This window comes from Xanthomonas sp. DAR 80977 (genome assembly GCF_041240605.1).
In the GTDB taxonomy this organism is placed as follows: Bacteria; Pseudomonadota; Gammaproteobacteria; order Xanthomonadales; family Xanthomonadaceae; genus Xanthomonas_A; species Xanthomonas_A bundabergensis.
The window spans coordinates 687,366-713,101 of record NZ_CP162487.1; the positions used below are offsets into that span (position 1 = coordinate 687,366).

Sequence of the window (25,736 nt, forward strand, 5' to 3'; positions counted from 1 at the left end):
AGCCGGTATGCTGCACGCGCGCAAGACGCCTTCCTTCCGGAGTTTTCCATGAACCAACCCGTGCGTCGCAGCCCCATCGCCAGCTTCTTCGTTGGCCTATGGGATGTGATGAACTTCACCCGCCGGCTGATCCTGAACCTGGTGTTCTTCGGCTTCCTGTTGCTGGTCCTGCTGGCGATCGTGTTCGCGATGGCGCGCGGCGACGGCGCCAAGACGCTGCGCGACCGCACCACGCTGCTGATCGCGCCGGAGGGCACCCTGGTCGAGCAGTTCAGCGCCGACCCGGTCAGCCGCGCGCTGACCAAGGCGATGGGCGACAAGGGCGCCGAGGAGATCCAGCTGCGCGACCTGATCCGCGCGCTGGAAGCGGCCAAGACCGATCCGAAGATCGAGCGCGTGGCTCTGCGGCTGGACAAGCTGCAGCCCAGCGGCTTCGCCTCGATGCGCGAAGTGGTCGCGGCGCTGCAGGACCTGCGCTCGTCCGGCAAGCAGGTCGTGGCCTACAGCGACAGCCTGAGCCAGGCGCAGTATCTGCTGGCCGCGCAGGCCAACGAGGTCTACCTGGACCCGATGGGCTCGGTGGTGCTGGAAGGCCTGGGCCGCTATCGCCAGTACTTCCGCGAAGGCCTGCAGGACAAGCTCGGCGTGGACGTGCACCTGTTCAAGGTCGGCGAGTTCAAGTCCGCGGCCGAGCCGTACGTGCTCGACGCGGCGTCGCCGGCGTCCAAGGAAGCCGACCTGTTCTGGATGAACGACGTGTGGCAGCGCTACGTGGCCGACATCGCCAAGGCGCGCAAGCTGGCGCCCGAGCAGATCTCCGCCGGCATCGACACGATGCCCGAGGGCATCGCCGCGGCCGGCGGCGACATGGCCAAGTTCGCGCTGCAGCAGAAGCTGGTCGACGGCCTGAAGACCCGCGAGGAGGTCGAGGAACTGCTGACCAAGCGCGGCGTGGCCGACGACGATGCCGACAGCGGTTTCCGCAACGTCAACCTGGACGCCTACCTGCAGCAGCTGGACCTGCGCCGGTCGCCGGTGGATTCGCGGCCGCAGGTGGCGGTGGTGGTCGCCGCGGGCGAGATCAGCGGCGGCGAGCAGCCGGCCGGGCGCATCGGCGGCGAGTCGACCGCGGCGCTGCTGCGCGAGGCGCGCGACGACGAGGCGGTCAAGGCGGTGGTGCTGCGCGTGGACTCGCCGGGCGGCGAAGTGTTCGCCTCCGAGCAGATCCGCCGCGAGGTGGTGGCGCTGAAGGCGGCCGGCAAGCCGGTGGTGGTGTCGATGGGCGACCTGGCCGCGTCCGGCGGCTACTGGATCAGCATGAACGCCGATCGCATCTACGCCGATCCGTCGACGATCACCGGCTCGATCGGCATCTTCGGCATGATCCCCAACCTGACCCGCAGCCTGGACAAGATCGGCGTGCATACCGACGGCGTCGGCACCACCCGGTTCGCCGGCGCGTTCGACGTCACCCGGCCGATGGACCCGGTGGTGGGGCAGGTGATCCAGTCGGTGATCAACAAGGGCTACGCCGATTTCACCGGCAAGGTCGCGCAGGCGCGCGGCAAGCCGGTGGAGGCGATCGACCAGGTCGCGCGCGGCCGCGTGTGGAGCGGTGCGCAGGCCAAGGAACGCGGCCTGGTGGACGCGTTCGGCGGCTTCAAGGACGCGGTGGCCGATGCCGCCGCGCGGGCCAAGCTCGGCGATCGCGACAAGTACCGCGTGCGCTACATCGAGAAGCCGGCCACGCCGTTCGCGCAGTTCCTCGGCGGCTTCGCCGGCAGCCGCATGGGCGCGTGGATGCTGGGCGACTCGGCGCTGGCGCACGCGCTGCTGGCGCGCAGCATGCCGGAGCTGGATACCCAGCTGCGCTTCGTGAAGGACGCGACCGACAAGCGCGACGGCACGCCGGTCAAGGCGCTGGCCTACTGCTTCTGCGGCTTCTGACGCAGGCCCGAGGCGCGTCCGCCACCCGGCGGGCGCGCTGCAAGCAACCAGGAAAAACGCCGGCCGATGCCGGCGTTTTTCATTGCCCGGTGGCGGTGTCGATCGCCGCCTTCTGTGCGGCCGCGGCCTGCTCGGTGTCGGCCTGCGCCTGCTTGGCGCGATCCAGCGGTTGCGCGATCGCCGCGCGCAGCGCGCCGGCCTGCGGTTCGGGCGGTGTGTCCGGCGGTTTCGGCGGTGCCGGCTTGCAGGCGGCCAGCACGGCCAGCAGCGACAGTGCCAACGTCATCAAGCGCAGTGAACCCGGCATGGCAGCGACCTCGTTGAGCGTGGGCGTTATCCTACGCCCACCCCGGTGCAGACAGGCAAGGCGATGCAGCAACGTTGGCGGCTGGACGGACAGACCGCATTGATCACCGGCGCCAGCGCCGGCATCGGCCTGGCGATCGCGCGCGAGTTGCTCGGCTTCGGCGCCGAGCTGCTGCTGGTGGCGCGCGACATCGATGCGCTGGAAACGGCGCGCGACGAACTGGCCGACGCCTACCCGGAGCGCCGCATCCTGGCGCTCGCCGCCGACGTGGCCGACGACGAGGACCGGCGCGAGATCCTGGATTGGGTCGAGGACCACGCCGACGGCCTGCACCTGCTGATCAACAACGCCGGCGGCAACGTCAGCAAGGCCGCGGTGGACTATACCGAGGACGAGTGGCGCGGCATCTTCGAGACCAACCTGTTCTCGGCGTTCGAACTGTCGCGCTATGCGCACCCGCTGCTGGCGCAGCACGCGGCCTCGGCGATCGTCAACGTCGGCAGCGTGTCCGGGTTGACCCACGTGCGCAGCGGCGCGCCGTACGGCATGACCAAGGCCGCGCTACACCAGCTGACCCGCAACCTCGCCGCCGAATGGGCCGAGGACGGCATCCGGGTCAATGCGGTGGCGCCGTGGTACATCCGCACCCGCCGCACCTCGGGACCGTTGTCGGACCCGGACTACTACGAGCAGGTGATCGAGCGCACGCCGATGCGCCGGATCGGCGAGCCGGAGGAAGTGGCGGCCGCGGTCGGCTTCCTGTGCCTGCCGGCGGCCAGCTACATCACCGGCGAATGCATCGCGGTGGATGGCGGGTTTCTGCGTTACGGGTTCTAGCGCGCTTTCTTGCCTGCTCGTTGCTGCAGGCGCGCCTCACCTGGTCCTGGCCGCGCACCGCAAACCCTGTACGAGCGGCTTCAGCCGCGACCGGGGCTTTCCTGGTAACGCCCGGTCGCGGCTGAAGCCGCTCCTACAGGTGGCATCGTCAGGATCGAAATCGAAAATGCGTCAAGGCACCTTCTGGTCCGGCGCGCCGCAGCTGCTCGCCTCGAGCACCTGCTGGCGGCGCAGGAATTCCTGCCGCAATTGCTCCGCGTGCTCGGGCACGGCGAAGCGCCAGTGCGTCTCGGCTTCGGCCACGTAGCTCTTCCACGCGTCGCAGGCGCCGGCCTCGGGCAGCGCGTCGCAGCGGTCGCGCAGCACTTCGCAGGCGCTGCCGCCGGTCTTGTCGGGGCTGCCGTCCAGGCCCATGGTGCGCAAGGGAACGCAGCGCGGCGCGGGCTCGGCGACTTCGCCGACGTAGCGTTGCTGCTCGTAGGTGGTGCAGGCATACAGCGTGGGCGGCGGCAGGCGCGGCGTGGTCTCCACCGGTGCCGGCGGCGGATCGGGCGCGGTGGCGACGGGCGCAGGGGCGGGTACGGGTACGGGGGCAGGCGCTGTCGGCGGCGCAGGCGCGGCTGGGATGGCTGGGGCAGCCGGCACGACACCCGGCATCTGCGCGGGCGCGCGTCCGACGCCCTGCATGACCTTCTTTTCCTGGCGCATGCCCTTGGGACACGGCTGGTTCTGCACGGTCAGATGGTCGTGCGCGTCGGTGCAGCGATAGAACACCACGTCCTCGGCCCGCGCGGCGCCGGCGCAGGCCAGCAGCGCCGCCAGGCAGGCGCCGCGGCGCATCAGCTGCCGCCGCAATCGCGGTCCAGGCGCGCGTCGATGCCGCGCTGTTCGGTCTCCAGCGCGCGGCGCTCGCCCTGCAGCGCGCTGTTGTAGCGGCGGATCAGTTCCCAGCGGCGGTCGGTCAGGCGTGCGCACACTTCCTGCGGCGGCAGGGCGTTGCAGGTGTCGCGGATCAGGGTGCTGCCGGCCGGGACCACCACGCCGACGCCGGGATACACCGGCGGCGGACGCGGGCGGCCGCCCCCATTGCCGTGGCGATAGCCGTCGCCGTAGCCGCCGGCATAGCCGATGGTCCACAGCGGCACCCAGCGCGGATTGCCTTCGTTGTCGTCGCTGGTATAGCGCTGGCCCTCGCTGGTGACGCATTCGTACATCGGCTGCGGCGGCTGCACGCTGACGATGCGGATCTCGCGCTGCGGCAGCGGCGCCGGCGAGGCCGCGGCGCGCGCCGGGTCGGTGCTGAGCGTGGTGGTCGGGCGCGGCGGCGGATCGCGCGGGCGCTGCATGTCCAGCACCTGCTGCTGGCGTGCGTTCTCGCAGGGCGCGTTCTGCAGGCTGACCGTGCCGGAGTGGCCGATGCAGCGGTAGATGCGCACCGACCCCTGCGCGCCGTCGCTGCTGACGCTCTGCGTGCTCTGCGCCCAGGCGGCGCCGGCCAGCGGCAGCAGCGCGAACAGGAGCAGGGCCGGGTGGACGAGGACGGTCATGCGCGCATCTTGCGCGCCTTCGCCGGCCATGAAAAGCCGGGGCCGGGCAGGGATCGGCAACGCGCTCAGGCGCGCAGGACCTCGCCGCTGACCGCGTCGCGGATCGGGGTGGGCTGGGCCAGGCCGCCGGTCTGCCCATCGACCACGCCGTCGAGCAGGGCCAGCAGTTGCGGGTCCAGTTCGCCGCGCTGCCGCGCCGGCGGCTCGCCGCCGCGGTTGGCGCTGGTCGACACCAGCGCGCCGCCCCAGGCGCGGCACAGGGCGGCCACCTGCGGATGCGCGCTGATCCGCACCGCGATGCTGCGGTGCGCGCCGGTGATCCAGGGCGGTGCCTGCGCCGCGGCCGGCAGCACCCAGGTATGCGCCCCGGGCCAGCTGGCCAGCACGGCGGCCAGGCGTGCCGGCGGCAGCGCCGACAGCTCGAGCAGCGGGCGCAGCGGCTCCAGTTCGGCGGCGACCACGATCAGGCCTTTTTCCACCGGCCGCTGCTTGATCCGCAACAACCGGGTCACCGCCGCCTCGTCGTGCGGATCGCAGCCCAGGCCCCAGACCGCCTCGGTCGGGTAGGCGATGACGCCGCCCTGCTGCAGGGCGGCGACGGCTTGGTTGAGCGACAGGTCGGTCATCCGCGCATGATGCGGCAGGCCGTCGCTTTGCGGCAATGGCGGGGGGCTGGGAGTGGGGATTCGGGATTCGGGATTGGCAAGAGCGAAGCGCGCCTTCCTGCGGTTCCGGGTTCGATCGCTTGCGGGCGGCGCGGGCGGCGCGAGGGCGGGCTTGGTGGGCAGGCTGCGGCCATCTCGATTGTTTCAGTCGCTGCGGCGCTGCGGCCGAAGCAGGTCCGGTGGGCCTGCGATCGCGGCGGGCGTTGTCGGACCGCGTGGCGCGAGGGATGGCCATCGGCCATCCGGCGTCGCTGCTGCGGTGCGGATGTCGCATCCGCAGCAGCGGGGTGGCTCAGGCGCGCTTGGCCGCGGCCTTCTTGACCACTTTCTTGGCGGCTTTCTTCGCGGTCTTCTTGACCGCCTTCTTGACCGCCTTCTTCGCCGCGGGCTTGGCCGGGGCGTCGGCGGCGGCCTTCTTGGCCGCGCTCTTCTTCGGCGCGGCTTCCTTCTTGGCCGCGGCCTTCTTGGCGCCGAAGCCGCGCCGTGCCGGCTTGCCGGTCTCTTCCAGCAGCTTCTGCACTTCTTCCAGGGTCAGCGTGGCCGGCTCGCGGTCCTTGGGGATCTTGCCGTTGAGCTTGCCGTCGCTGATGTACGGGCCGAAGCGGCCGTTGAGCACCTGGATGTCGCTGCCGGCGAATTCCTTGATGATGCGGTTGCGCGCGATCTCTTCCTTCTCTTCGATCAGGAACACCGCGCGCGCCAGGTCGATGGTGTACGGGTCGTCTTCCTTCTTCAGCGAGGCATAGACGCTGCCGCGCTTGGCGAACGGGCCGAAGCGGCCGATGCCGACGCTGACGTCCTCGCCCTTGTCCTCGCCCAGCGCGCGCGGCATCAGGAACAGTTCCAGCGCGTCGTCCAGGGTGATGGTGTGCATGCTCTGGCCCGGCCGCAGCGAGGCGAACTTGGGCTTGTCCTCGGCGTCCTCGGCGGTGCTGCCGATCGCCGCGTACGGCCCGAACCGGCCCAGGCGCACGCTGACCGGCTTGCCGGTCTTGGGGTCGGTGCCGAGTTCGCGCGCGCCGGTGGCCTCGGAGCGGTCCACCGATTCCTTCTTCTCCTCGACCAGTTCCTTGAACGGGCCCCAGAACTTCTCCATCAGCGGCCGCCATTCCTCCTCGCCGCGCGACACCGCGTCCAGCTCGTCCTCGAGCTTGGCGGTGAAGTCGTAGTCGACATAGCGGGTGAAGTGGCCGGACAGGAACTTGCTGACCGCGCGGCCCACGTCCGACGGGCGGAATCGGCGCGCGTCCAGCTCCACGTACTTGCGGAACAGCAGGGTCTGGATGATCGAGGCATAGGTCGACGGGCGGCCGATGCCGTATTCCTCGAGGGTCTTGACCAGCGAGGCTTCCGAGTAGCGCGGCGGCGGCTCGGTGAAATGCTGGTCGGCGTGGATGCGGTCGAGCGGGATGCGGTCGCCGGGCTTCATCGGCGGCAGCTTGCGGCCCTCGTCCTCGTCCTCGGCGGCCTTCTGGTCCTTGCCTTCCTCGTACACGGCCAGGAAGCCCGGGTCGATCACCGTGGTGCCGCTGGCGCGGAAGCTGTGCTCGTTGCCGGCGGCCAGCTCCACGGTGACGGTGTTCATCGTCGCCGGCACCATCTGGCAGGCCACCGCGCGCTTCCAGATCAGCTCGTACAGGCGGCGGCCGTCGTCGTCCAGGTACTTGGCCATCTGCGCCGGGGTGCGCAGCGCGCTGGTCGGGCGGATCGCCTCGTGCGCTTCCTGCGCGTTCTTGGACTTGGTCTGGTACATGTTCGGCTTGTCCGGCAGCGCGCCGGTGCCGAAGTCGCGCGCGATCACGTCGCGGATCTCGGCCAGCGCGTCCTGCGACAGGTTCACCGAGTCGGTACGCATGTAGCTGATCAGGCCGACCGTGCCTTCGTCGCCCAGGGTCACGCCTTCGTACAGCTTCTGCGCCACGCGCATGGTGCGGCTGGTGGTGAAGCCGAGCTTGCGCGAGGCCTCCTGCTGCAGCGTGGAGGTGGTGAACGGCGGCGCCGGGCGCCGCTTGCGCTCCTTGCTGGCCACGTCGGTGACGTGCAGCGCGCCTTGCGCGGCCTTCTGCAGGCGCATCCGCGCCGCTTCGGCGGTGTCGCCGTCGGTGATGGTGAACTGCTCGAACTTCTGTCCGTCGAGCTTGACCAGCTTGGCCGCGAACGGCTGCGAGGGGTGCAGGCAGTCGGCGCCGATGCTCCAGTATTCGCGGGCGATGAAGGCTTCGATCTCCTCCTCGCGCTCGACGATCATGCGCAGCGCCGGCGACTGCACGCGGCCGGCGGACAGGCCGCGCTGCACCTTGCGCCACAGCACCGGCGACAGGTTGAAGCCGACCAGGTAGTCCAGCGCGCGCCGCGCCTGCTGCGCATCGACCAGGTCCACGGCGATCTGGCGCGGGTTGGCCATCGCCTCCTTGATCGCGCGCGGGGTGATTTCGGTGAACACCACCCGGTGCAGCGGCTTGTCCTTGAGCAGCCCGCGCTCCTTCAGGATCTCGGCGATGTGCCAGCTGATCGCCTCGCCCTCGCGGTCCGGGTCGGTCGCCAGATAGATGTCGTCGGCGGCCTTGGCGGCCTTGGCGATGGCCTCGACGTGCTTCTCGTTCTTCTCGATCAGCGCGTAGCGCATCGCGAAGCCGTCGTCCGGGTCCACCGCGCCCTCTTTCGGGATCAGGTCGCGCACGTGCCCATACGAGGCCAGGACGTGGAAGTCCTTGCCGAGGTATTTGTTGATCGTCTTGGCCTTGGCGGGCGATTCGACGATGAGCAGGTGCTTGGACATGGCGGACTGGGCTTCGATGGGCGGGGCGGGCGCCCTGGGGGCGGTAGGGTGGCGCAATTGCTCCGGTTAGTGAAGCGTTGCGGTGTTCAGAGAGGCCGACGCCCGGGGCAGGCACCCCGGGCGTTCAGCTGCGTCTCTTTTTATTAGTGGACATGTCCGGCGGCGGCTGTCAAGCGCCGCCGCCGGCGATGCCGGAAAATGCGCACGCTTGCGAGGCCCTGCCGACTTCCGTTCTTCGGGTCCCGGGTCCCCGGTCCCGAATCCCGGCCTTCAGTGCCAGTTGCCGCTGGCCGCCACGCCGATCAGCAGCAGCATCACCAGCAGCACCACGACCATCAGCACCCCGAACAGCGACAGGATCACCACGGTGACCGTGCCCAGCTTGCGCTGCTGCCACTCCGGGTGGTCGGTATAGGCCCACTTGTCCACCACCAGGGTGTCGCAGAGCATGTCGTGCAGGGCCTGCTTGCGCTCGGTGAAGGCGGCCATCAGGAAGCCGATGAAGATGGTCAGGCTGCTCAGCAGGAAGCCGAAGTAGCGGCCGATGCCGCGGGCGACGCTGATCCGGCTGCCGTCGCCGCGCACCACCTTGATGCCGACCGCCATCTTGCCCAGCGTGGCCTGCTTGGTCGAGGCGTGGAACAGGCCGAAGTACAGCGCCGACATCGCCAGCGGCACCAGGTACACCAGCACCAGCATGACGATGCCGCTGGCGGTATTGAAATTGGGCGTGCTGCCGCCGCCGAGGCCGCTGAAGCCGAAGAAGCCCAGCATGATCGCGAACTGGATCACCTGGGCGACCATGCCGACCAGCATGCCGTCGATCAGGTAGGCGGCGGTGCGCTTCCAGAAGCCGGCCTGCACCACCTCGCCGCCGGCGACGAAGTGCGAGGTCTCGGCGGTCGAGGCACTGGGCGCGGCGTAGGGCGAGTGCACCGCGGCATCGGCCACGGGCGTGGTCCAGGCTGCCGGCAATGCCTGCGCGGGCGCGGCGGGCGGCGCCTCGGCGGCGTCGGCCGGCACCAACGCCGGCGCTGCCTGGGTCAGGCCCAGTTCGTCGACGAAGTCGGCCAGCGGATGCCATTCGCTGAGGCCGTCGCGCCAGACCAGCGTGGTCAGGCCGACCTCGCCGCGCTGAAAGCATTGCTGCAGCGCGTCGGCCGGCATCGGTCCGTGACGCTGTTGCGCCGCGTCGGCGTAGTACCACTCACTCATTCCTGTCCCCCAGGGTTGCGATCGAAAATCCGTTTCCGCTCAGCCGCCGCGGCAGGGCGCGGGCAGGTAGCGGTCGTCCAGCTCGGAACTGCACTTCCAGGCCGAGCTCCGCTCATCGTAGTCCAGCCACAGCGCCTTGCCATCCAGCTTGTCCTTCCCGGGCGCGTGCAAGGTGGCTTCCAGGCCGCAGTGGCCGTTGTCGAAACGGCCGACCCGCACCTGCGCGACGAACTCGCTGGCGTAGCTCTGCGCGGTGCCGAAGCCGTCGTCGCCGTTCACCGGGCAGCGCCCGTGCTGCATGGCGAAACCGGAGATCTGCGCCTTCAGCGGGGTGATGCTGCCGATCGCCAGCGTGGCCTTGGTGCGCAGCGTGTAGTCCTGGTACGCGGGCAAGGCGATGGCGGCGAGGATGCCGAGCATCGACAGCAACACCGCGCCCACCACGACCGCCACGATCGCGCCGACGCCGCAGCCGGACAGGCCGTTGCGCGGGGCCGCAGCGGGCACGGCCGGGGCGGCGCTCGCCGGCGGGGGCAGCGGCGGTGGCGGTGGCGGCGGCTCCGACAGGCCCAGTTCGTCGGCGAGCGCGTGCAGCGGCCGCCACTCCGGCATGCCTTCGCGCCAGATCAGGGTGCTGCGCTCCAGCAGCCCGTCGCGCAGGCGTTGCAGCAGCACCGCGGTGCTCAGCGGGCCGTGCCGCTGGCGTGCCGCGTCGGCGTAGTACCAGGCGCTGTGGGCGGGTTCCTCGTGCATGCGGACAGGGCCCGTCAGTGCGTCAGTGCACCGGCTCCGGCTCGTCGACGAACATCTGCGTTTCCATCCACGCGTAGGCCGCCTCGGCGCCGGGCTGGTTGAACAGCACCATCAGCACCACCCATTTCAGGTCGTCCAGGTCCAGTTCGTCCTGGTCCAGCGCCATCGCCCGGTCCAGCACCAGCTCGCGCTGGTCGCTGTCGAGGATGCCGTGTTGTTCCAGGAACAGCAGGAAACCGCGGCATTCCACGTCGAGCTTGTCCAGCTCCGGGCCGTGGTAGATGCGGATCGGGCCGTCGATGCGCGGTTGCGCCACGGCCGGCCGCTGGTCGGCCAGGGCATCGAGCCAATCGAACGCCTTGCTGATCTCGGTGGGGCTGAAGCCGGCCTGGATCAGGCCATTCTGGAGGGAGTCGCGATCGCGGACCGGGTCCGCATCCTCGCTAAAATAATGTTCGAACAGGTACAGCAGGACATCCAGAATGCTCTCTTTCATTGCCCCTCGGCCTGCGTCGCTAGACGCTGTGGAGGTGAAGAAACTAGGGTTTGCGGGTGTAACGACCTCGTTCGACCGCCACGTAGCCATCCAGTTCCATGGCCAGCAGCATGGAGGACGCCGCCGCGGTCGTCAATCCGGTGCGCGCGATCACTGAATCCATACAGGTGGGGTCGTGGCCCAGCGCCTGCCACAAGCGCTGGTAGTCGGGATGGGGGAAGGACGGCGTGGCGCCGGGGTCGTCGGCGATCCTCTCAGTGGGGGCGCGCAGGCGCCCGCGCAAGGCGTCGGCCAGTTCGGCGGCCAGCGGCGCGACGCCGGCCAGGACTTCCTCGGCGCTCTCCACCAGCCCGGCGCCGTCGCGGATCAGGCGGTGGCAGCCGCGCGCCATGGGGTTGTGGATCGAGCCGGGCAGCGCGAACACCTCGCGCCCGGCCTCGGCGGCCAGGCGCGCGGTGATCAGCGCGCCGGAGCGGGTGGCGGCCTCGATCACCAGGGTGGCCAGCGCCAGCCCGGCGATGATCCGGTTGCGCGCCGGGAAATGGCCGGGCCGCGCCGGGGTGCCGGGCGGATGCTCGCTGACCACCGCGCCGCGCGCGGCGATGCGCTCGCGCAGGGCCGCATGCTGGCGCGGGTAGGCCAGGTCCGCGCCGGTGCCGACCACCGCCACGGTGAGCCCGTCCTGGCGCGACAACGCCGCGGCGTGCGCGGCGGCATCGACCCCGGCGGCCATGCCGCTGGTCACCGCCAGCCCGGCCGTGGCCAGCGCCAGGGCGAAGCGATGCGCGTTGTCGCGGCCGCCGGCGCTGGGCGAGCGGCTGCCGACCACCGCCACCGCCGGATGCCACAGCGCCGCCGGGTCGCCTTCCAGGTACAGCGCCAGCGGCGGGTTGGGGCTGCGCAGCAGCAGCGCCGGATAGTCGGGATCGTGGCAGCCGAGCAGGTACCGGCGCGGCTGCGCCAGCCAGGCCAGTGCGGCGTCCACCGCGGCGCGGTCCGGCTGCCGCAGCGCCGCGATCTGCGCCGGGTCCAGCCCGGCCGCGCGCCAGGCGGCGTCGCCGGCGGCCAGCGCGGCGGCGGGGCTGCCGCAGTGTTCGAGCAGGCGCCTGCGCGGGGCGCTGGCGCCGCCGGCCAGCGCCAGCGCCAGCAAGGCGGGGTCGGCGGGATCGGGGCGCGCGTGGTCGGTCAGGGCGGACATGCGCCCCAGGCTGGGCCACAAACGCGGACGGCGCCCTCGGGCGCCGTCTGCTGTGGATGTAGGACTTGCCCGCGTGCGCGGGTCAGCGTGCGTCCGGGTGCTTCACGTCGTAGCCGATCCGGGTCGGCTTGATGCCGTCCATCACCAGCGCGTAGCTGACCTTGTCGAAGGTGCGGAACACCATCGCGTGCGCGGCGTATTCGTCGGGCAGGGCGACCGTGCCGGCGCCGCCGGTGAAGCCGTCGTCGGCGCGCGAGGTGTTCGGATGGCGCACGCGGTCGTTGACCCGGGTGCCGTGCCGCCACAGCGAGACCACGGTGCCGTTGTCGATGCCTTCGCGGCGGCCGCCGGAGATGGCGATCACGTCGTGCGGGCCGGCGGCGCTGAACGCGTCGGCCACCGCCAGCACGCGCAGCCCGGCGTCGAGCGCCTGCGCCGCGGGCGGGTGCGGGATGAACTGCAGGTCGTAGGGCTGCGCCTCGACCGCGATCAGGCGATCGCCGGCACGCACTTCGCGGGCGCTGTCCTGCAGCAGCAGGGTGGTGGCCTGGCTGCCGTCGGCGGAGACGCGGGTGACCGTGCCGATATTGACCTGGGCCAGTTCGTAGCCCAGCGTCTCGCGGCGCTTGTTGTCCGGCGCGACGAAGCTCTGCCACAGGTTGCCGGTGCCCGGGGTGCTGCGGCCCTCGTTGTTCAGGTCGTCGCTGAGCCTGGGCAGCTCGTAGCGCACGGTCGGGCGCACCACCGCGTAGCGCTGCCCGGCCTGGGCGTTGCTCAGCCCGGTCGCGTAGACCAGCTGCCCGGCGGTGGCGCGCAGCCGGTTGTCCTCGACGCCGACCACGTAGGGCAGGCCGTCGATGCTGTCGGCCACGCGCAGGTTCTTCAGGAACGGTTCGACGTCGGACAGCGGGATCGCGTCGATCGGCTCGTCCTGGCGCGGGCCGGGCTTGACCGTGGCGCGCGCCACGCGGTCCAGGTAGGCCAGGCTGAGCACGTCGCCGGGGTAGATCAGGTGCGGGTTCTGCACCTGCGGGTTGGCCTGCCAGATTTCCGGCCACAGCCACGGCTTGCCGAGGAAGCGCCCGGCGATGTCCCACAGCGTGTCGCCCTTGCGCACCACGTAGGTGTCAGGGTGTTCGGCGGCCATGCTCGCGGAAGCGGCATAGGTCGCCACGGTGAGCATCGCGACGGCGACGACCGTACGGAGTCGATTGAACATGAGTGCGGAGCCTGATTCCCCAACAGGTCCGCGCACTATAGTCCAGAACCCAGGGCGCGGCGCAAGCGCCGGCGAGAACGCGGTAGAATTGTCCGGTCTTGCCGAATTTTCCGGCGCCCCCATCTGGGTACCGCTATGGCCCTGCTTCCCATCCTCGAATTCCCCGATCCCCGCCTGCGCACCAAGGCGGTGCAGGTCGACCCTGCCGACGTGACCACGCCGGCGTTCCAGCGCCTGCTCGACGACATGTTCGAGACCATGTACGAGGCCCCCGGCATCGGCCTGGCGGCCAGTCAGGTGGACGTGCACCAGCGCTTCATGGTCATCGACGTCAGCGAGGAGAAGAACACCCCGCAGGTGTTCATCAATCCGCAGATCGTGCAGCGCGACGGCGAGCAGGTGTACCAGGAAGGCTGCCTGTCGGTGCCGGGCATCTATGCCGACGTGACCCGCGCCGACGCCATCGTCGTGCGCTACCTGGACCGCCAGGGCCAGCCGCAGGAACTGTCCGCCGACGGCCTGCTGGCGGTCTGCGTGCAGCACGAGATGGACCACCTGGACGGCAAGCTGTTCGTCGACTACCTGTCCCCGCTCAAGCGCGAGATGGTGCGCAAGAAGCTGGCCAAGGCGCGCAAGCACGTGGCCTGAAGGCCTGAAGGCCGGGAGTCGGGATTCGGGATTGGGGATTCGTAAGCGCGAGTCGGATTCCCTTCCGGTCGCCGAACCCCGCCGTTGCGAATCCCCACTCCCCACTCCCGAATCCCCGCCCAATGAAAATCGTCTTCGCCGGTACGCCGGACTTCGCCGTGCCGTCGTTGCGCGCGGCCGCGCAGCGCCATGAAGTGGTCGCGGTCTATACCCAGCCGGACCGGCCCGCCGGGCGTGGCCGCGGGCTGACCCCGTCGCCGGTGAAGCTGGAGGCGATCGCGCGCGGCATTCCGGTGCTGCAGCCGGAGACCCTGCGCTCGCCGGAGGCGCTGCAGACCCTGCGCGCGCTGCAGCCGGACCTGATGGTGGTGGTGGCCTACGGCCTGATCCTGCCCAAGGCGGTCCTGGCGATCCCCACCCATGGCTGCTGGAACGTGCACGCCTCGCTGCTGCCGCGCTGGCGCGGCGCCGCGCCGATCCAGCGCGCGATCGAGGCCGGCGACAGCGAGACCGGCGTGTGCCTGATGCAGATGGAAGCGGGGCTGGACACCGGGCCGGTGCTGATGTCGCAGCGCACGCCGATCGGCGACAGCGAGACCGGCGGGCAACTGCACGACCGGCTGGCCGCGCTCGGCGCGCAGGTGCTGGCCGACGGCCTGGGCCTGCTGCGCGCCGGCATCCGCCCGGTGCCGCAGCCGCAGCCGGACGCCGGCGTCACCTACGCGCACAAGCTGGACAAGGCGCAGGCGCGGCTGGACTGGCAGCAGCCGGCGGCGCAGCTGGCGCTGCGGGTGCGCGCGTTCAATCCGTGGCCGATCACCGAGGCGGTGTTGGCCGGCGAGCGCGTGCGCATCCACGGCGCGGTGGCGCTGGAGCTGGCGCATGCGCAGCCGCCGGGCACGGTGCTGGCCGCGTCCAGGCAGGGCATCGACATCGCCTGCGGCCAGGGCGCGCTGCGCCTGCGCGTGCTGCAGCGCGAAGGCGGCAAGGCGATCACCGCCGCCGACTACCTCAACGCCCGGCGCGATCTGCCGGTGCTGGCCTGAACCGGCGCGACCGGCCATGACCCAGACGCCCGTCGCGCCGCCTGCCGCCGTGCCGCCGCCGCCGGGCGTCGCGCCCCGCGTCGTCGCCGCGCGCGTGCTGAGCGCGGTGATCGACCGCGGCCGTTCGCTGAAGGCCGAACTGGCCATGGCGCTGCCGACGCTGCCCGATCCGCGCGACCGCGCCCTGGTCGAGGCGATCTGCTTCGCCGTGCTGCGCCGGCGCCCGGCCTACGAGGCCGCGCTGCGGCTGTGGCTGCAGAAGCAGCTGCCGCAGCGCGACGCCGAACTGCGCACGCTGCTGATGGCCGGCTTCGCCCAGCTCGACGTGCTGGGCCTGGCGCCGCATGCGGCGCTGTCGGCGACGGTGGAGGCGGCGCGGGCATTGCAACGGCCGCGCCAGGCCGGCATGGTCAACGCCTTGCTGCGCCGCGCGCTGCGCGACGGGCTGCCGGCGGTGGCGGCCGACGCCGGCTGGCCGCTGTGGCTGCGCGATGCGCTGCACGCCGACTGGCCCGAACAGGCCGCGGCGATCTTCGCCGCCAGCCAGCAGGCGGCGCCGCTGTGGCTGCGGGTGAACCGCCAGCGCGGCACCCGCGATGCCTACCTGCAGCGGCTGGCCGAGGCCGGCATCGCCGCGCAGGCGGCGCCGGACCTGGCCGATGCGATCCGCCTGGCCGAATCGGTGGCGATGAGCGCCTTGCCCGGTTTCGCCGAGGGCTGGATCTCGGTGCAGGACGGCTCGGCGCAGCAGGTCGCCGACGTGCTGGCGCCGGCGCCCGGCGCGCGCGTGCTGGACGCCTGCGCCGCGCCCGGCGGCAAGTCCGCGCACCTGCTCGAGCGCGACCCGACGCTGCGCCTGACCGCGCTGGACGTGGACGCGCGCCGCCTGGCGCGGGTACGCGAGACCTTCGACCGCACCGGCGCCGGCGCGCAGGCGCTGTTGCAGGTCGCCGATGCGGCGCAGCCCGACACGTGGTGGGACGGCGAGGCGTTCGATGCGGTGCTGCTGGACGCGCCGTGCTCGGCCACCGGCATCGTGCGCCGCCAGCCGGACGTGCTGCTGCACCGGCGGCGCGAGGACGTGGTCGCGCTGCAGGCGCTGCAGGCGCGGCTGCTGGACGCCGGCTGGCAGGTGCTGCGGCCGGGCGGGGTGCTGGTCTACGCCACCTGCTCGCTGCTCAAGGACGAGAACGCGCGCCAGCTGCACGCTTTCCTGGCGCGCACCGCCGACGCCGCGGCCGAGGATCCCGGCGCCGCCTGCGGCCATGCATCCGGCGCCGGCCGCCAGCGCCTGCCCGGCGAGCAGGACCGCGACGGTTTCTTCTATGCGCGGCTGCGCAAGACGGCGTGAAGCGGCCCCGGTATCATCCCGTCCCATGCTGAAGACCCGCGCGTCCCGAGAGTTCTGGTTGCTGGCCATCCTTGCGCTGCTGGTGCTCGGCGCCGGCCTCGGCCTGCGCGATCCGCACCCGGCCGACGAGCCGCGCTTCGCGCTGGTCGCCAAGCAGATGGTGGACAGCGGCAACTGGCTGTTCCCGCACCGCGGCACCGAGCTGTACTCGGACAAGCCGCCGATGCTGATGTGGCTGCAGGCATCGTTCTACGAGGTGTTCGGCAACTGGCGGGTGGCGTTCCTGCTGCCGTCGCTGCTGGCCGGGCTCGGCACGCTGGCCTGCGTCTACGACCTGGGCCGGCGCCTGTGGACGCGCCGGGTCGGCATGTATGCGGCGTATGCGCTGCTGTTCGCGTTCCACTTCACCTACCAGGCGAAGAAAGCGCAGATCGATCCGCTGGTGGTGTTCTACATCACCCTGGCCAACTACGGCCTGCTGCGCCACCTGCTGCGCGGACCGGACTGGCGCATGTGGGCGCTGGGCTGGTTCGCCGCCGGCCTGGGCACGATCACCAAGGGCGTGGGCGCGCTGGCCTTGCTGATGCTGCTGCCGGCCGCGGCGGTAGCGTTGGCGCAGTGGCGCGGGGTCAAGGTCGGCGTGCGCAATCCGCGCTTCTGGCTGGGGCCGCTGGCGTTCCTGGCCGCGGTGTCGATCTGGCTGGTGCCGATGGTGAGCACGGCGCTGTCGGCGAACGAGCCGGAATACCGCGCCTACCTCAACGACATCCTGTTCCGGCAGACCGCCGGGCGCTACACCAAATCCTGGGACCATCCGCACGGGCCCCTGTATTTCTTCGGGGTGATGCCAAGCATGTGGCTGCCGCTGCTGCTGGCGCTGCCGTGGGCGATCCCGGCCTGGGCGCGGCGCCTGCGCCGGCGCGATCCGCGCTACCTGCTGCCGCTGGCGTGGTGGGCGCTGATCCTGCTGTTCTTCTCGATTCCCACCGGCAAGCGCGACGTCTACATCCTGCCGGCGCTGCCGATGCTGTGCCTGGCGATGGCGCCGCTGATCCCGGGGCTGCTGCGCAAGACCGGGGTCAAGCGGCTGCTGCTGGCGTTCACCGTGGTGGTGACCGTGGCGCTGGGCGGCGTGGGCGCGGCGATCCTGGCCGGGCACGGCTTCCGCGTGCGGATGATGGAAGAACGCGGGGTCGACCTGCACACCATCCAGACCCTGGCCTGGATCCTGCTGGCGATCGGCCTGTGGGGCGTGGCCAGCCTGGCGGTGTTCGCGCGGCGGCGTCCGGAACTGGCGCTGGCCTCGTTGCTGACCATGCTGTGGGTGCTGGCCGGGCTGCTGGTGTATCCGCTGATCAACCTGTCCAGTTCCGCCCGCGGGGTGATGGAGGCGGTGGGCCGCCGCATCGGCCCGGACGCGGAACTGGGCCTGGTCGCATGGAAGGAACAGAACCTGTTGATGGCCGACCGCGCCGCGACCACCTTCGGCTTCGTGGTGCCGTGGGACGAGCAGTTGCGCCGCGGCGTGGCCTGGCAGGCGCAGGCGCCGCAGCGGCGCTGGCTGCTGGTGCAGGAGGCGGCGATGCTCGGTTGCATCGATCGCCGCGCCAGTACCCTGGCCGGCGTGTCCAACCGCCGCAACTGGTGGCTGGTGCCGGCCGCCGCCGTGCACGGCCAGTGCCTGGTCACCGCGCACGACCGCGACCAGTTGCGCGAGCAGGACAAGGACCGCTTCGAGTGAGCCGCGGCCGCGCCCGCTTCGGTCGCGACACCGGCGCCGTGCGGGTGCCGGCAGGAGGAGGGGCGTGCCGATGCGTTTGATCCGGGTCATCAGCCGCGACAACGGCGGCGGCCTGAGCCGCGACCTGCAGGTGGTCGCCGAGGCGCTGCGCAGCAGCGGCCGCTACCGGGTGGAGGTGCTCGGCTTCGGCACCGTGCGCTTCGCCAACCATCTGCGCGAAGTGCGCCTGGGCCTGCGCAGCCTGCTGCGCGGCCGCGCCGACCTGCAGATCTTCCTGGAACGGGTCTATCCGCGCTGCCTGGGCGCCGGCCGGCGCAACGTGCTGGTGCCCAATCCGGAATGGTTCCGCCGCAAGTGGCTGCGCTGGCTGCCGCGCTTCCAGCGGGTGCTGTGCAAGACCTGGCAGGCCGAGCAGCTTTTTTCCGCGCTGGGTCCGGAGACTGCGTTCATCGGGTTCTGCAGCGACGACTGCTACCGCCCGGAGGTGCCGCGCGAGCGCGCCTGCCTGCACGTGGCCGGGCGCAGCTCGGCCAAGGGCACCGCGGTGCTGCTGCAGACCTGGGCGCGGCACCCGGAATGGCCGCGGCTGACGGTGGTGCAGAGCGCCAAGAAATCGCGCCCGATCGACGCCGAGAACATCGACTACCTGACCGGCTACCTGGACCAGCGCGAGCTGCGCCGGCTGCAGAACGCGCACCGCTTCCACCTGTGCCCGTCCGAGGTCGAGGGCTTCGGCCACTACATCATGGAAGCGCTGAGCGTCGGCGCGGTGGTGATCACCACCGACGGCGCGCCGATGAACGAACTGGTCAGCGCCGAACGCGGCGTGCTGATCGCGCCGGTCGGCGAACGCGGGGACAACTTCGGCGTGCGCTACCAGATCGACGCGGCCGGCATCGAGCGGGCGATGGCGCAGGCGCTGGCGCTGGCGCCGATGCAATGCGATGCGCTGGGCACCGCCGCGCGCACGTTCTTCGAATCGCGCCAGCGCGAGTTCGGCGAACGCCTGCAGGCGGTGGTGGCCGATCTGCTCGGCGATGCGCCGCCGCCTGCCGCGTCTGCGCCGGCCGGCGATGGCCGCGTGCAGGTCAGGTCGGGTTAGGGGTCGTACTTGGATCATCGCCCCCCACCGCCTTTGCGTCCGTTCCCTTCCTAGATGACCGAAGAAGCCCCGTCGCACCATGCTGCGCGGCCGCCGGCCGCGTCCCATCGCCACAGCGTGGCCGAGTGGGGCGCCGCGTTCGGCCTGCTGTGCCTGCCGGCGCTGGTGGTCAGCATGCCGGGCGGGCTGCTGCCGTTCGGGCTGCTGTTGCTGGCGACCAGCGTGCTGGCGCTGGGCCGCATGCGCCGCGCCGCATCCGGCCTGCAGCCGTCGCTGCGCTGGCTGACGGTGCTGGCGCTGCTGGTGATCGGGTTGTCGGTGTTCTCCCTGCTGTACTTCGGCCAGGCGCTGAAGGACATCGACAACCGCACCCGCTTCCTGGTGCTGCCGTGGACCGCGCTGTGGGTCTACGCGCTGCGCCCGCCGCGGCAGGGGCTGTGGTGGGGCGCGTTGCTGGGCATCTTCGCCACCCTGGTGCTGGCGATCGTGCAGGTGCTGCAGGGCCAGCCGCGCGCCGAGGGCTGGACCAACGCGATCGTGCTCGCCGACGTGGTGCTGGTGCTGATGGTGGTGGCGGTGTTCTGCCGCCCGCCCGGGCGCTGGCCATGGACGCTGCTGGCGCTCGCCGCCGGCTGCGCCACCATCCTGCTCAGCGGCAGCCGCGGCGTGTGGCTGGGCATGTTGCTGCTGCTGGTCGCCACCGCGCTGTGCGTGCGCTGGCGCAGCGGCGCCATGCGCCTGGCGATCCTGGGCGCGATCGCGGCGCTGGCGGCGGTGCTGGTGCTGAGCGTGCCGGCGCTGACCCGGCAGACCCGCCTGGTCGAACTGCATCACGACGTGCAGCGCTACGAGCGCGGCGACAGCGATTCCTCGGCCGGCGCGCGCATCGAGCGCCTGCAGGTGGCGGCCGCGACCTTCCTCGAGCATCCGCTGGTCGGGGTCGGCGTGGGCCGCTTCGACAACGCGATGCTGCGCCTGCCCGATTGCCGCGGCAAGACCTGGGTGGAGCGTTGCCACCTGGGCCACGCGCACAACGACCTGGCCGAATGGAGCGCGACCCAGGGCCTGCCCGGCACACTGCTGATCGTGCTGGTCTACGGCGTGCCGCTGTGGCTGCTGCTGCGCCTGTACCGGCGGCGGCCGTGTCCGCAGTTCCACGGCCCGGCCGCGACCGGGATCATGGTGGTGGCCGCCTACATCCTGTGCGGCATGACCCAGTCGATGTTCGCGCACCAGGTCACCACCGGCTTCTACGTGTCGCTGGTCGGCGTGCTGATCGGGCTGGCGGCCTGGGATGCGGAGACGCCGCGCGCGCGCGCCGGCGCCGCTGAAGGCGCTGCCGGAAGCCGGTAGACTGCCGATCCCGCACCGCCGACCGGCGCGGCGCCGTCCGCGCCGCGACCGCAGGGTGCACCGCTGCCCCGGATACCGAGCGCCATGGCCGACGCCGCCGCGACCACCCTGCCGCTCAGCCTGGTGGTGATGACCTACAACGAAGCCGCCAACATCGCGCGCTGCCTGGACAGCGTGCCGTTCGCCGCCGACAAGCTGGTGGTGGACTGCGGCAGCAGCGACGCCACCGCGGAGATCGCCCGCGCGCACGGCGCGCGCGTGGTCGAGCAGGCCTGGCTGGGCTTCGGCGCGCAGCGCAACTTCGCCTCCACCCAGGCCGCGCACGACTGGATCCTGGTGCTGGACGCGGACGAATTCCTGTCCGACGCGCTGCGTGCCGAATGCCTGGCGCGGTTGCCGCAACTCCTGGCCGAGGACCGGCTGGACGCGGTGTGGCTGCGCCGCAGCACCTGGTACATGGGGGCGCCGATGCGCTGGTACCGGCCGATGGTCGGCGAACGCCTGGCGCGGCTGTACCACCGCGGCCGCGCGCGCTGGAGCGATGCGCGGGTGCACGAATCGCTGCGCTTCGACGGCGCCAGCGCCGAGTTCGCGCCGCCGTTCAACCACCTGCACAACCCGACCCTGGTGCACAAGCAGCTCAAGGTGCTGCGCTACGCCGAACTGAAGGCGCTCGGCTGGCGCGACAAGCGCAAGCCGGTGAGAATGTGGCAGAGCCCGTTCGTGTTCGCCGGCGCCTTCCTCAAGGACTACGTGCTGCGCCTGGCGATGCTCGATGGCTGGCGCGGCTTCGTGGTGGCGCAGACCGCGGCCAGCTACGCGCTGTACAAGCGCATGCGTTACTACGAGATGCAGGTCAACCCGGCCTCGGTGGAACAGGCGCGGGCGCAGCTGCAACGGCACGATCTGGAGCACTGATGAGCAAGCATTACCTGCTGTACGGATCCGAACGCTATGCGCTGGCGATCCTGCGCCCGCTGCAGGCGGCGATCCGCGCGCGCGGCGACCAGGTGGCGTGGTTCTTCGACGGCCCCGGCGCGGCGGACCTGAGCGCCGACGAACGCCACCTGGCCACGGTCGAGGAAGTGCTGGCCTGGGATCCGTACGCGGTGATCACCTCCAGCAACGCCGTGCCGCATTTCTTCCCCGGGGTGAAGGTCGAGACCTTCCACGGCTTCGACGCCGGCAAGCCGCGGCACATCTACGTGCGCGGCTTCTTCGACCTGTACTGCACCACCGGCCCGCGCGACACCGCCGCGTTCGGCGCGCTGGCGCGCAGGCTCGGCCACTTCGCGGTCAAGGAAACCGGCTTCCCCAAGATCGACCCGTTCATGCGCGAGATCGGCGCCGAGCTGGCGCCGGTGCGGCAGCCGCCGGTGATCCTGTACCACTCCACGTTCTCGCCGTCGTGGAGCGCGGCCGGCATCCTCCACGACGAGGTCGCGCGGCTGTCGCGCACGGGCGAATGGCGCTGGATCGTGACCTTCCATCCGAAGATGGACCCGCAGATGGTGGCGCGCTACCGCGCGCTGGAGAACGACTACCTGCGCTTCGCCGACAACGACAACATCCTGGAGCTGTTCCCGCAGGTGGACCTGATGTGCTCGGACACCTCCTCGGCGCTCAACGAGTTCCTGCTCACCTACAAGCCGGTGGTGACGTTCAAGAACCGGCGTCCGGGTCCGCAGCTGATCGACATCGACGACCCGGCGCAGTTCGAACCGGCGATCCGCCGCGCGCTGGCGCGGCCGCCGGAACTGATGGCGGCGATCCGCGACTTCGCCGACGGCCTGCATCCCTATCGCGACGGCCGCTCCAGCGAACGCGTGCTGCGCGCGATCGACGACTTCGTCGCCGAGGGCGGACGCAATCCCCGGCGCAAGCCCTGGAACTTCTGGCGCAAGCTGAAGATCCGCCGGCGCATCGGCTATTGGGGCCGCGGCGCGCGTTGACCGGGCGCGCGGCCGGGCGCTGCGCTTGCCGCTACCAGCGCAGCCGGCGCCGCGCCAGCGCCCGGCTCAACTGCAGGTAGACCGCCCGCGCTTCGGGCTCCGGCAGCAGCCGCACCCGCAACGGCGGCTCGCCATGGCGGGCGCCGGCGGTATCCAGCCACAGCGTCGCGGTGCCGCAGCAGCGGTCCAGCGGCGAACGGGTCAGCTGCAGCGCCTGCAGCTTGTCGATCTCGGCCAGCCGCCACCAGCGCGTCCACCAGCCGCCGCGCACCGCCACGTAGCGGTCGTCCAGCGCATAGCCCATCCGTTGCGCCTGGCGCCAGGCCTTGAACGCCGACCACGGCAGCCACAGCAGCGCCAGCGCGGCCCAGGCGCCGAACGCGCGCCACAGCCCGGCACAGGCCAGCGGCACCAGGCACAGCGCCGGCAGGCATAGCCGCCACCAGCAGCGCGTGGCGATCGCCTGCCAGCGCGGCGGCGGCCACACGATCTGCGGCAGCAGCCGGTGCAGCAGGGCATCGCAGGCGGCCGGGGTCGCCAGCGGCGCCAGTTCCTTCAGCGCCTGCCCGTGCTCGTGGTGCGATTCCATCACCGCGGTGTCGATGTGCAGGCTGCGCCGCCGCAGCAGGCGTTGCAGCACGCCCTCGTGCAGGGTCCAGGCCTGGATCCGGCGCCGCGCCACGCTGCTGCGCAGCCGCGCCAGCAGGCCGCGCTCCACGGTCAGCCGGCGCTCGCTCTCGCTGAGCCGGAAACCGTGGTATTGCAGCAAGGCCAGCGCCATCGACAGCACGCGCATGATCAGCAGCAGCGTGGCCAGCATCAGCGTCACGGTGACGGCGCCGGCCATCCAGCCCAGGTGCAGATTGCTGGCGTAACCGAACAGCTGCTGCCCGTAGCGTTCGATCGCGTTGGAGACCATGCGCTCGGGGAACAGGTGATAGGTGGCGCCGAACGCGGTCATCACCACCACCATGCCGCGGTTGGAGATCAGTCCCTGGCGCAGCACCTCCGCGGTCGGCAGCGCCAGCAGCACGTCGCTGGCCGGTGCGGCGTCCACGTGGGTGGCGGCGGTGTCGTCGCCTGCGCGGTGGCGGATCTGCCGCTCCAACGCCAGCGCCTGGTCCAGCCGCAGCACCCGCATCTGCGCTTCCGGCTTGGTCCCGCCGGCCGACTCCAGCCGCACTTCGGCCACGCCGAACAGCCGGTGCAGCAACGACTGGTGCACGACCACGTTGTGGATGCGCGCGAACGGGATCTCGCGCAGGCTGCGTTCCAGCCAGCCGCTGCGGATGCTCAGGCTGTCGCGGCCGATCCGGTATTGGTAGGTGAGGTAGCGCAGCAGCGACACGGCGATCAGCGCGCTGCCCACCAGCAGCATCATCAGCTGGTCGGCATGGTCGTTGCGGCCGTCGCGCCCGCCGAACACCGCCAGCGCCAGCAGCGGCAGCAGGAAATGCCGCAGGTGCTGCAGCAGCACGAACAGCCACGACCACGGGTGCAGGCGCCGGACCGCGGTGTCCTCGGCGTCCGGGGAGGTGCTCACAGCGCGTCGTCGTCGTGGTCGAGCTGGTGCGCCAGGCGTTCGCGCAGGCGCTCGGCGTCGGCCTGGTCCAGGCCGGGCACGGCCACCGCGGTGTGCCGGGTGCCCGCGGTATGCACCACCAGGGTGGCCAGGCGCGCCAGGCGCTCCAGCGGGCCGCGGCGCAGGTCCAGGTGCTGCACGCGCGAGATCGGCACGTGCACCTCGCTCTGCCACATCCGCCCGCGGCGCAGGTCCAGGCCCTGCGCGTCCAGCCGCCAGCGGATCCGGCGATGGCGCACGAAGGCGATGCAGGCGCCGAACAGCGCGCCCAGCGCGGCCGCGCCGGCACCGATCAGCAACACCTGGCGGCTGTGCGTGGAGAGACCGAAGATCGCCGCGCCGATCAGCACGCTGAGGCCCAGCATGCCGCCGCCGCCGAGCGCGGCCAGCCAGGCGCCGCGCAGCGGCAGCGGCTGCCAGCCGGCATCGGGCGCGGGCGCAATGGCGGCCGCGTCTGCGCCGGGCGCGGCGGGGGGATCGTCCATGGGCGGCGGTGCGGTCACGGCGGGCTCTCGAGCGGGCGGTCGGGCGCACTGCCTGCGCCGCATGGCCTGCGATCCTAACGCGACGGCGGTTGCGGCGTGCGGCGCGGACGCCGGCCTGGGCGGTGTGTGCGCGGCGCGAACCGGCGCCGGTGCGGTCGCGGCAGCGGCCGCCGCCGCGGATCAGCGCGTGGCGTGGAGCAGCGCGTCCACGTCCAGCGCATGGCCGGCGCGGGCCGCCTTGGTGCGCAGATAGCCTTCGTTCTCGGCGGTGATCGCGCCGGTGACCGGGATGCGTTCGACCACGTCGATGCCGGCCGCGCGCAGGCGCTCGGCCTTGGACGGGTTGTTGGTCAGCAGGCGCACGCGCTGGATGCCGAGCCCGCGCAGCATCGCCACCGCGCTGCCGTAGCGGCGCTCGTCGGCGCCGAAGCCCAGCTGCGCGTCGGCGTCGATGGTGTCCAGGCCGTCGTGCTGGTAGCCGTAGGCGCGCATCTTGGTGGCGATGCCGGTGCCGCGGCCTTCCTGGTCCAGGTACAGCAGCACGCCGCCGCCGAGCTCCTTGAGCTTGGCCAGGCCATGCCGCAACTGGTCGCCGCAATCGCACTTCAGCGAGCCGAACAGGTCGCCGGTGAGGCAGGAGGAATGCACCCGCACCGGCACCGGCGCGGACAGGTCGGGCTGGCCGATCACGATCGCGACCTGGTCGCGCTGCGCCACGCCGCCGCGGAACACCACGAACTCGCTGCTGCCCAGCTCGCGCAGCGGCACCTGGGTGCGGGTCACCAGTTCGTAGCTGCCGGCCGTGGTGGTCGCGCAGCCGTGTTCCAGGTCGTCCAGCTGCAGCGACTGGCAGCCCTGGAAGGCGCTGCTGTCCGCGCCCAGGTCCACCGCGATCATCGCCGGCAACAGCAGGCCCAGGCGCGCGATCTCGACCGCGCCGGCATCCAGCGCGTCGCCCGGCAGCCAGTGCGCCGGCAGCGTGCCGTCGCGCAGGTAGGCCAGCGCCGCCAGCGCGTCGTAGGACTGGCCGGCCAGGGCGATGCGCGCGCCTTGCGGCGCGGCCAGGCCCAGCACCTGCGCGCGGGTCGGGGTCAGGAACAGGTAATGCCGCTGCGCCGCCGCCTGGGCGAAGCTCAGGTAGGACTGCGCGGTGCTGCTGTCCAGCGCCATGACCGCGCGCGCATGGCCATGGCGGTCCTCGATGACCACCGGGCGGCCGGCCCGCAGCTCCGAGGCCGCGCGTTCGCTGCGGATCGCGGCGGGATCGCCGAAGGCGTGCACGGAGGTGGGGGCGGGGCTGGTCATGCACGACTCCAAATGGGGATCTCCGGCGCCGCTTCAAGGCTGGGCGGCGGCGGCACGGCCGGGTCGCGTCGCGCGTGGGCGGGCGCGGCCGCGGTTCCGGTCGGCCATTGTCGCGTGGTTTGGCCGCGCCGCCAGCATCCGCGCGGTGGAACGCACTGTGCGCCGTTCGGCATGCGCCGCATGCAACCGCCTACGCCCGCATGGTCAC

23 protein-coding genes are annotated in these 25,736 nt (G+C 71.7%); 10 read left to right on the forward strand and 13 right to left on the reverse strand.

All coding sequences use genetic code 11. The features are described from left to right. The first annotated feature begins 48 nt into the window (after window positions 1-48). Window positions 49-1,947: a signal peptide peptidase SppA gene (gene sppA, locus AB3X10_RS03060; protein ID WP_369978967.1), complete on the forward strand. Its 1,899-nt coding sequence runs from the start codon at window positions 49-51 to the stop codon at window positions 1,945-1,947. A 79-nt stretch (window positions 1,948-2,026) separates the two neighbouring features. Here sppA and AB3X10_RS03065 read toward each other — a convergent pair whose 3' ends face one another. Further along, window positions 2,027-2,254, reverse strand: a complete 228-nt coding sequence (locus tag AB3X10_RS03065) for a hypothetical protein (protein WP_369978969.1) — start codon at window positions 2,252-2,254, stop codon at window positions 2,027-2,029. Window positions 2,255-2,317: 63 nt separating this feature from the next. Between AB3X10_RS03065 and AB3X10_RS03070 the strand changes: the two genes are divergently transcribed. Beyond that, window positions 2,318-3,091: an SDR family oxidoreductase gene (locus AB3X10_RS03070; RefSeq protein ID WP_369978970.1), complete on the forward strand. Its 774-nt coding sequence runs from the start codon at window positions 2,318-2,320 to the stop codon at window positions 3,089-3,091. A gap of 171 nt (window positions 3,092-3,262) precedes the next feature. On the opposite strand, the gene AB3X10_RS03075 is transcribed toward AB3X10_RS03070, so the two are convergent. The 9 genes from AB3X10_RS03075 to AB3X10_RS03115 all read right to left on the reverse strand — a co-directional run bounded on the left by AB3X10_RS03075 (window position 3,263) and on the right by AB3X10_RS03115 (window position 12,963). Beyond that, window positions 3,263-3,931 (reverse strand): DUF4124 domain-containing protein, encoded by a 669-nt coding sequence (locus AB3X10_RS03075; RefSeq protein WP_369978972.1) that lies wholly within the window; start codon window positions 3,929-3,931, stop codon window positions 3,263-3,265. Further along, complete coding sequence (locus AB3X10_RS03080; RefSeq protein ID WP_369978974.1) at window positions 3,931-4,638, reverse strand: DUF4124 domain-containing protein; 708 nt, start codon at window positions 4,636-4,638, stop codon at window positions 3,931-3,933. The genes AB3X10_RS03075 and AB3X10_RS03080 overlap by 1 nt, the downstream gene beginning before the upstream one ends. A gap of 65 nt (window positions 4,639-4,703) precedes the next feature. Next, window positions 4,704-5,264: a Sua5/YciO/YrdC/YwlC family protein gene (locus AB3X10_RS03085; RefSeq protein ID WP_369978976.1), complete on the reverse strand. Its 561-nt coding sequence runs from the start codon at window positions 5,262-5,264 to the stop codon at window positions 4,704-4,706. A gap of 331 nt (window positions 5,265-5,595) precedes the next feature. After that, complete coding sequence (locus AB3X10_RS03090; RefSeq protein WP_369978977.1) at window positions 5,596-8,082, reverse strand: DNA topoisomerase I; 2,487 nt, start codon at window positions 8,080-8,082, stop codon at window positions 5,596-5,598. A 270-nt stretch (window positions 8,083-8,352) separates the two neighbouring features. Next, window positions 8,353-9,297, reverse strand: a complete 945-nt coding sequence (locus AB3X10_RS03095) for an RDD family protein (RefSeq protein ID WP_369978979.1) — start codon at window positions 9,295-9,297, stop codon at window positions 8,353-8,355. A gap of 39 nt (window positions 9,298-9,336) precedes the next feature. Then, window positions 9,337-10,050, reverse strand: coding sequence for a pilin (locus AB3X10_RS03100; RefSeq protein WP_369978981.1), 714 nt, complete (start codon window positions 10,048-10,050; stop codon window positions 9,337-9,339). 22 nt (window positions 10,051-10,072) lie between these two features. Continuing rightward, window positions 10,073-10,546 (reverse strand): DUF494 family protein, encoded by a 474-nt coding sequence (locus tag AB3X10_RS03105; RefSeq protein WP_010340686.1) that lies wholly within the window; start codon window positions 10,544-10,546, stop codon window positions 10,073-10,075. Window positions 10,547-10,589: 43 nt separating this feature from the next. Continuing rightward, window positions 10,590-11,744: a DNA-processing protein DprA gene (gene dprA, locus AB3X10_RS03110; protein ID WP_369978984.1), complete on the reverse strand. Its 1,155-nt coding sequence runs from the start codon at window positions 11,742-11,744 to the stop codon at window positions 10,590-10,592. A gap of 82 nt (window positions 11,745-11,826) precedes the next feature. Then, window positions 11,827-12,963, reverse strand: coding sequence for a LysM peptidoglycan-binding domain-containing protein (locus AB3X10_RS03115; protein WP_369978986.1), 1,137 nt, complete (start codon window positions 12,961-12,963; stop codon window positions 11,827-11,829). A 135-nt stretch (window positions 12,964-13,098) separates the two neighbouring features. Here AB3X10_RS03115 and def point away from each other — a divergent pair, with 135 nt between their 5' ends. From def to AB3X10_RS03155, 8 genes are all read left to right on the forward strand, one after another. Then, entirely contained in the window at window positions 13,099-13,611 is a 513-nt protein-coding gene (gene def / locus AB3X10_RS03120) for a peptide deformylase (RefSeq protein ID WP_369978988.1), read from the forward strand. Between the two features lie 122 nt (window positions 13,612-13,733). Then, the gene (gene fmt / locus AB3X10_RS03125; protein WP_369978990.1) at window positions 13,734-14,657 is read left to right on the forward strand and encodes a methionyl-tRNA formyltransferase; all 924 of its coding nucleotides are present in this window, start codon (window positions 13,734-13,736) and stop codon (window positions 14,655-14,657) included. Between the two features lie 16 nt (window positions 14,658-14,673). Continuing rightward, the gene (rsmB, locus tag AB3X10_RS03130) at window positions 14,674-16,008 is read left to right on the forward strand and encodes a 16S rRNA (cytosine(967)-C(5))-methyltransferase RsmB (protein WP_369978992.1); all 1,335 of its coding nucleotides are present in this window, start codon (window positions 14,674-14,676) and stop codon (window positions 16,006-16,008) included. Window positions 16,009-16,033: 25 nt separating this feature from the next. Beyond that, on the forward strand, window positions 16,034-17,749 hold the full coding sequence (locus AB3X10_RS03135; protein ID WP_369978994.1) for an ArnT family glycosyltransferase: 1,716 nt from the start codon (window positions 16,034-16,036) through the stop codon (window positions 17,747-17,749). 64 nt (window positions 17,750-17,813) lie between these two features. Next, the gene (locus AB3X10_RS03140; RefSeq protein WP_369978996.1) at window positions 17,814-18,851 is read left to right on the forward strand and encodes a glycosyltransferase; all 1,038 of its coding nucleotides are present in this window, start codon (window positions 17,814-17,816) and stop codon (window positions 18,849-18,851) included. A 54-nt stretch (window positions 18,852-18,905) separates the two neighbouring features. Then, a complete protein-coding gene (locus tag AB3X10_RS03145) occupies window positions 18,906-20,204 on the forward strand; it encodes an O-antigen ligase family protein (RefSeq protein ID WP_369978998.1) in 1,299 nt (432 codons plus the stop codon). 84 nt (window positions 20,205-20,288) lie between these two features. Continuing rightward, on the forward strand, window positions 20,289-21,122 hold the full coding sequence (locus tag AB3X10_RS03150) for a glycosyltransferase family 2 protein (protein WP_369979000.1): 834 nt from the start codon (window positions 20,289-20,291) through the stop codon (window positions 21,120-21,122). Then, entirely contained in the window at window positions 21,122-22,156 is a 1,035-nt protein-coding gene (locus AB3X10_RS03155; RefSeq protein WP_369979001.1) for a CDP-glycerol glycerophosphotransferase family protein, read from the forward strand. The genes AB3X10_RS03150 and AB3X10_RS03155 overlap by 1 nt, the downstream gene beginning before the upstream one ends. A gap of 31 nt (window positions 22,157-22,187) precedes the next feature. On the opposite strand, the gene AB3X10_RS03160 is transcribed toward AB3X10_RS03155, so the two are convergent. The 3 genes from AB3X10_RS03160 to ribA form a co-directional block, all read right to left on the reverse strand. Next, on the reverse strand, window positions 22,188-23,699 hold the full coding sequence (locus AB3X10_RS03160) for a PH domain-containing protein (protein ID WP_369979003.1): 1,512 nt from the start codon (window positions 23,697-23,699) through the stop codon (window positions 22,188-22,190). After that, window positions 23,696-24,223, reverse strand: coding sequence for a PH domain-containing protein (locus AB3X10_RS03165; protein ID WP_369979005.1), 528 nt, complete (start codon window positions 24,221-24,223; stop codon window positions 23,696-23,698). Before AB3X10_RS03165 ends, AB3X10_RS03160 begins: the two co-directional genes overlap by 4 nt. Window positions 24,224-24,403: 180 nt before the next feature. Next, the gene (ribA, locus tag AB3X10_RS03170; protein ID WP_369979006.1) at window positions 24,404-25,528 is read right to left on the reverse strand and encodes a GTP cyclohydrolase II RibA; all 1,125 of its coding nucleotides are present in this window, start codon (window positions 25,526-25,528) and stop codon (window positions 24,404-24,406) included. Between the last annotated feature and the right edge of the window lie 208 nt (window positions 25,529-25,736).

Excerpts from the sequence above, each read along its gene's own strand:
- AB3X10_RS03135 (WP_369978994.1), top strand. The coding sequence starts at position 16,034 with ATGCTGAAGACCCGCGCGTCCCGAGAGTTCTGGTTGCTGGCCATCCTT.
- AB3X10_RS03075 (WP_369978972.1), bottom strand. The coding sequence starts at position 3,931 with ATGCGCCGCGGCGCCTGCCTGGCGGCGCTGCTGGCCTGCGCCGGCGCC.
- AB3X10_RS03100 (WP_369978981.1), bottom strand. The coding sequence starts at position 10,050 with ATGCACGAGGAACCCGCCCACAGCGCCTGGTACTACGCCGACGCGGCA.
- AB3X10_RS03105 (WP_010340686.1), bottom strand. The coding sequence starts at position 10,546 with ATGAAAGAGAGCATTCTGGATGTCCTGCTGTACCTGTTCGAACATTAT.
- AB3X10_RS03165 (WP_369979005.1), bottom strand. The coding sequence starts at position 24,223 with ATGGACGATCCCCCCGCCGCGCCCGGCGCAGACGCGGCCGCCATTGCG.
- AB3X10_RS03080 (WP_369978974.1), bottom strand. The coding sequence starts at position 4,638 with ATGACCGTCCTCGTCCACCCGGCCCTGCTCCTGTTCGCGCTGCTGCCG.
- ribA (WP_369979006.1), bottom strand. The coding sequence starts at position 25,528 with ATGACCAGCCCCGCCCCCACCTCCGTGCACGCCTTCGGCGATCCCGCC.
- sppA (WP_369978967.1), top strand. The coding sequence starts at position 49 with ATGAACCAACCCGTGCGTCGCAGCCCCATCGCCAGCTTCTTCGTTGGC.
- AB3X10_RS03070 (WP_369978970.1), top strand. The coding sequence starts at position 2,318 with ATGCAGCAACGTTGGCGGCTGGACGGACAGACCGCATTGATCACCGGC.
- AB3X10_RS03115 (WP_369978986.1), bottom strand. The coding sequence starts at position 12,963 with ATGTTCAATCGACTCCGTACGGTCGTCGCCGTCGCGATGCTCACCGTG.
- dprA (WP_369978984.1), bottom strand. The coding sequence starts at position 11,744 with ATGTCCGCCCTGACCGACCACGCGCGCCCCGATCCCGCCGACCCCGCC.
- rsmB (WP_369978992.1), top strand. The coding sequence starts at position 14,674 with ATGACCCAGACGCCCGTCGCGCCGCCTGCCGCCGTGCCGCCGCCGCCG.
- AB3X10_RS03095 (WP_369978979.1), bottom strand. The coding sequence starts at position 9,297 with ATGAGTGAGTGGTACTACGCCGACGCGGCGCAACAGCGTCACGGACCG.
- def (WP_369978988.1), top strand. The coding sequence starts at position 13,099 with ATGGCCCTGCTTCCCATCCTCGAATTCCCCGATCCCCGCCTGCGCACC.
- AB3X10_RS03065 (WP_369978969.1), bottom strand. The coding sequence starts at position 2,254 with ATGCCGGGTTCACTGCGCTTGATGACGTTGGCACTGTCGCTGCTGGCC.
- AB3X10_RS03150 (WP_369979000.1), top strand. The coding sequence starts at position 20,289 with ATGGCCGACGCCGCCGCGACCACCCTGCCGCTCAGCCTGGTGGTGATG.
- AB3X10_RS03145 (WP_369978998.1), top strand. The coding sequence starts at position 18,906 with ATGACCGAAGAAGCCCCGTCGCACCATGCTGCGCGGCCGCCGGCCGCG.
- AB3X10_RS03155 (WP_369979001.1), top strand. The coding sequence starts at position 21,122 with ATGAGCAAGCATTACCTGCTGTACGGATCCGAACGCTATGCGCTGGCG.
- AB3X10_RS03085 (WP_369978976.1), bottom strand. The coding sequence starts at position 5,264 with ATGACCGACCTGTCGCTCAACCAAGCCGTCGCCGCCCTGCAGCAGGGC.
- fmt (WP_369978990.1), top strand. The coding sequence starts at position 13,734 with ATGAAAATCGTCTTCGCCGGTACGCCGGACTTCGCCGTGCCGTCGTTG.
- AB3X10_RS03090 (WP_369978977.1), bottom strand. The coding sequence starts at position 8,082 with ATGTCCAAGCACCTGCTCATCGTCGAATCGCCCGCCAAGGCCAAGACG.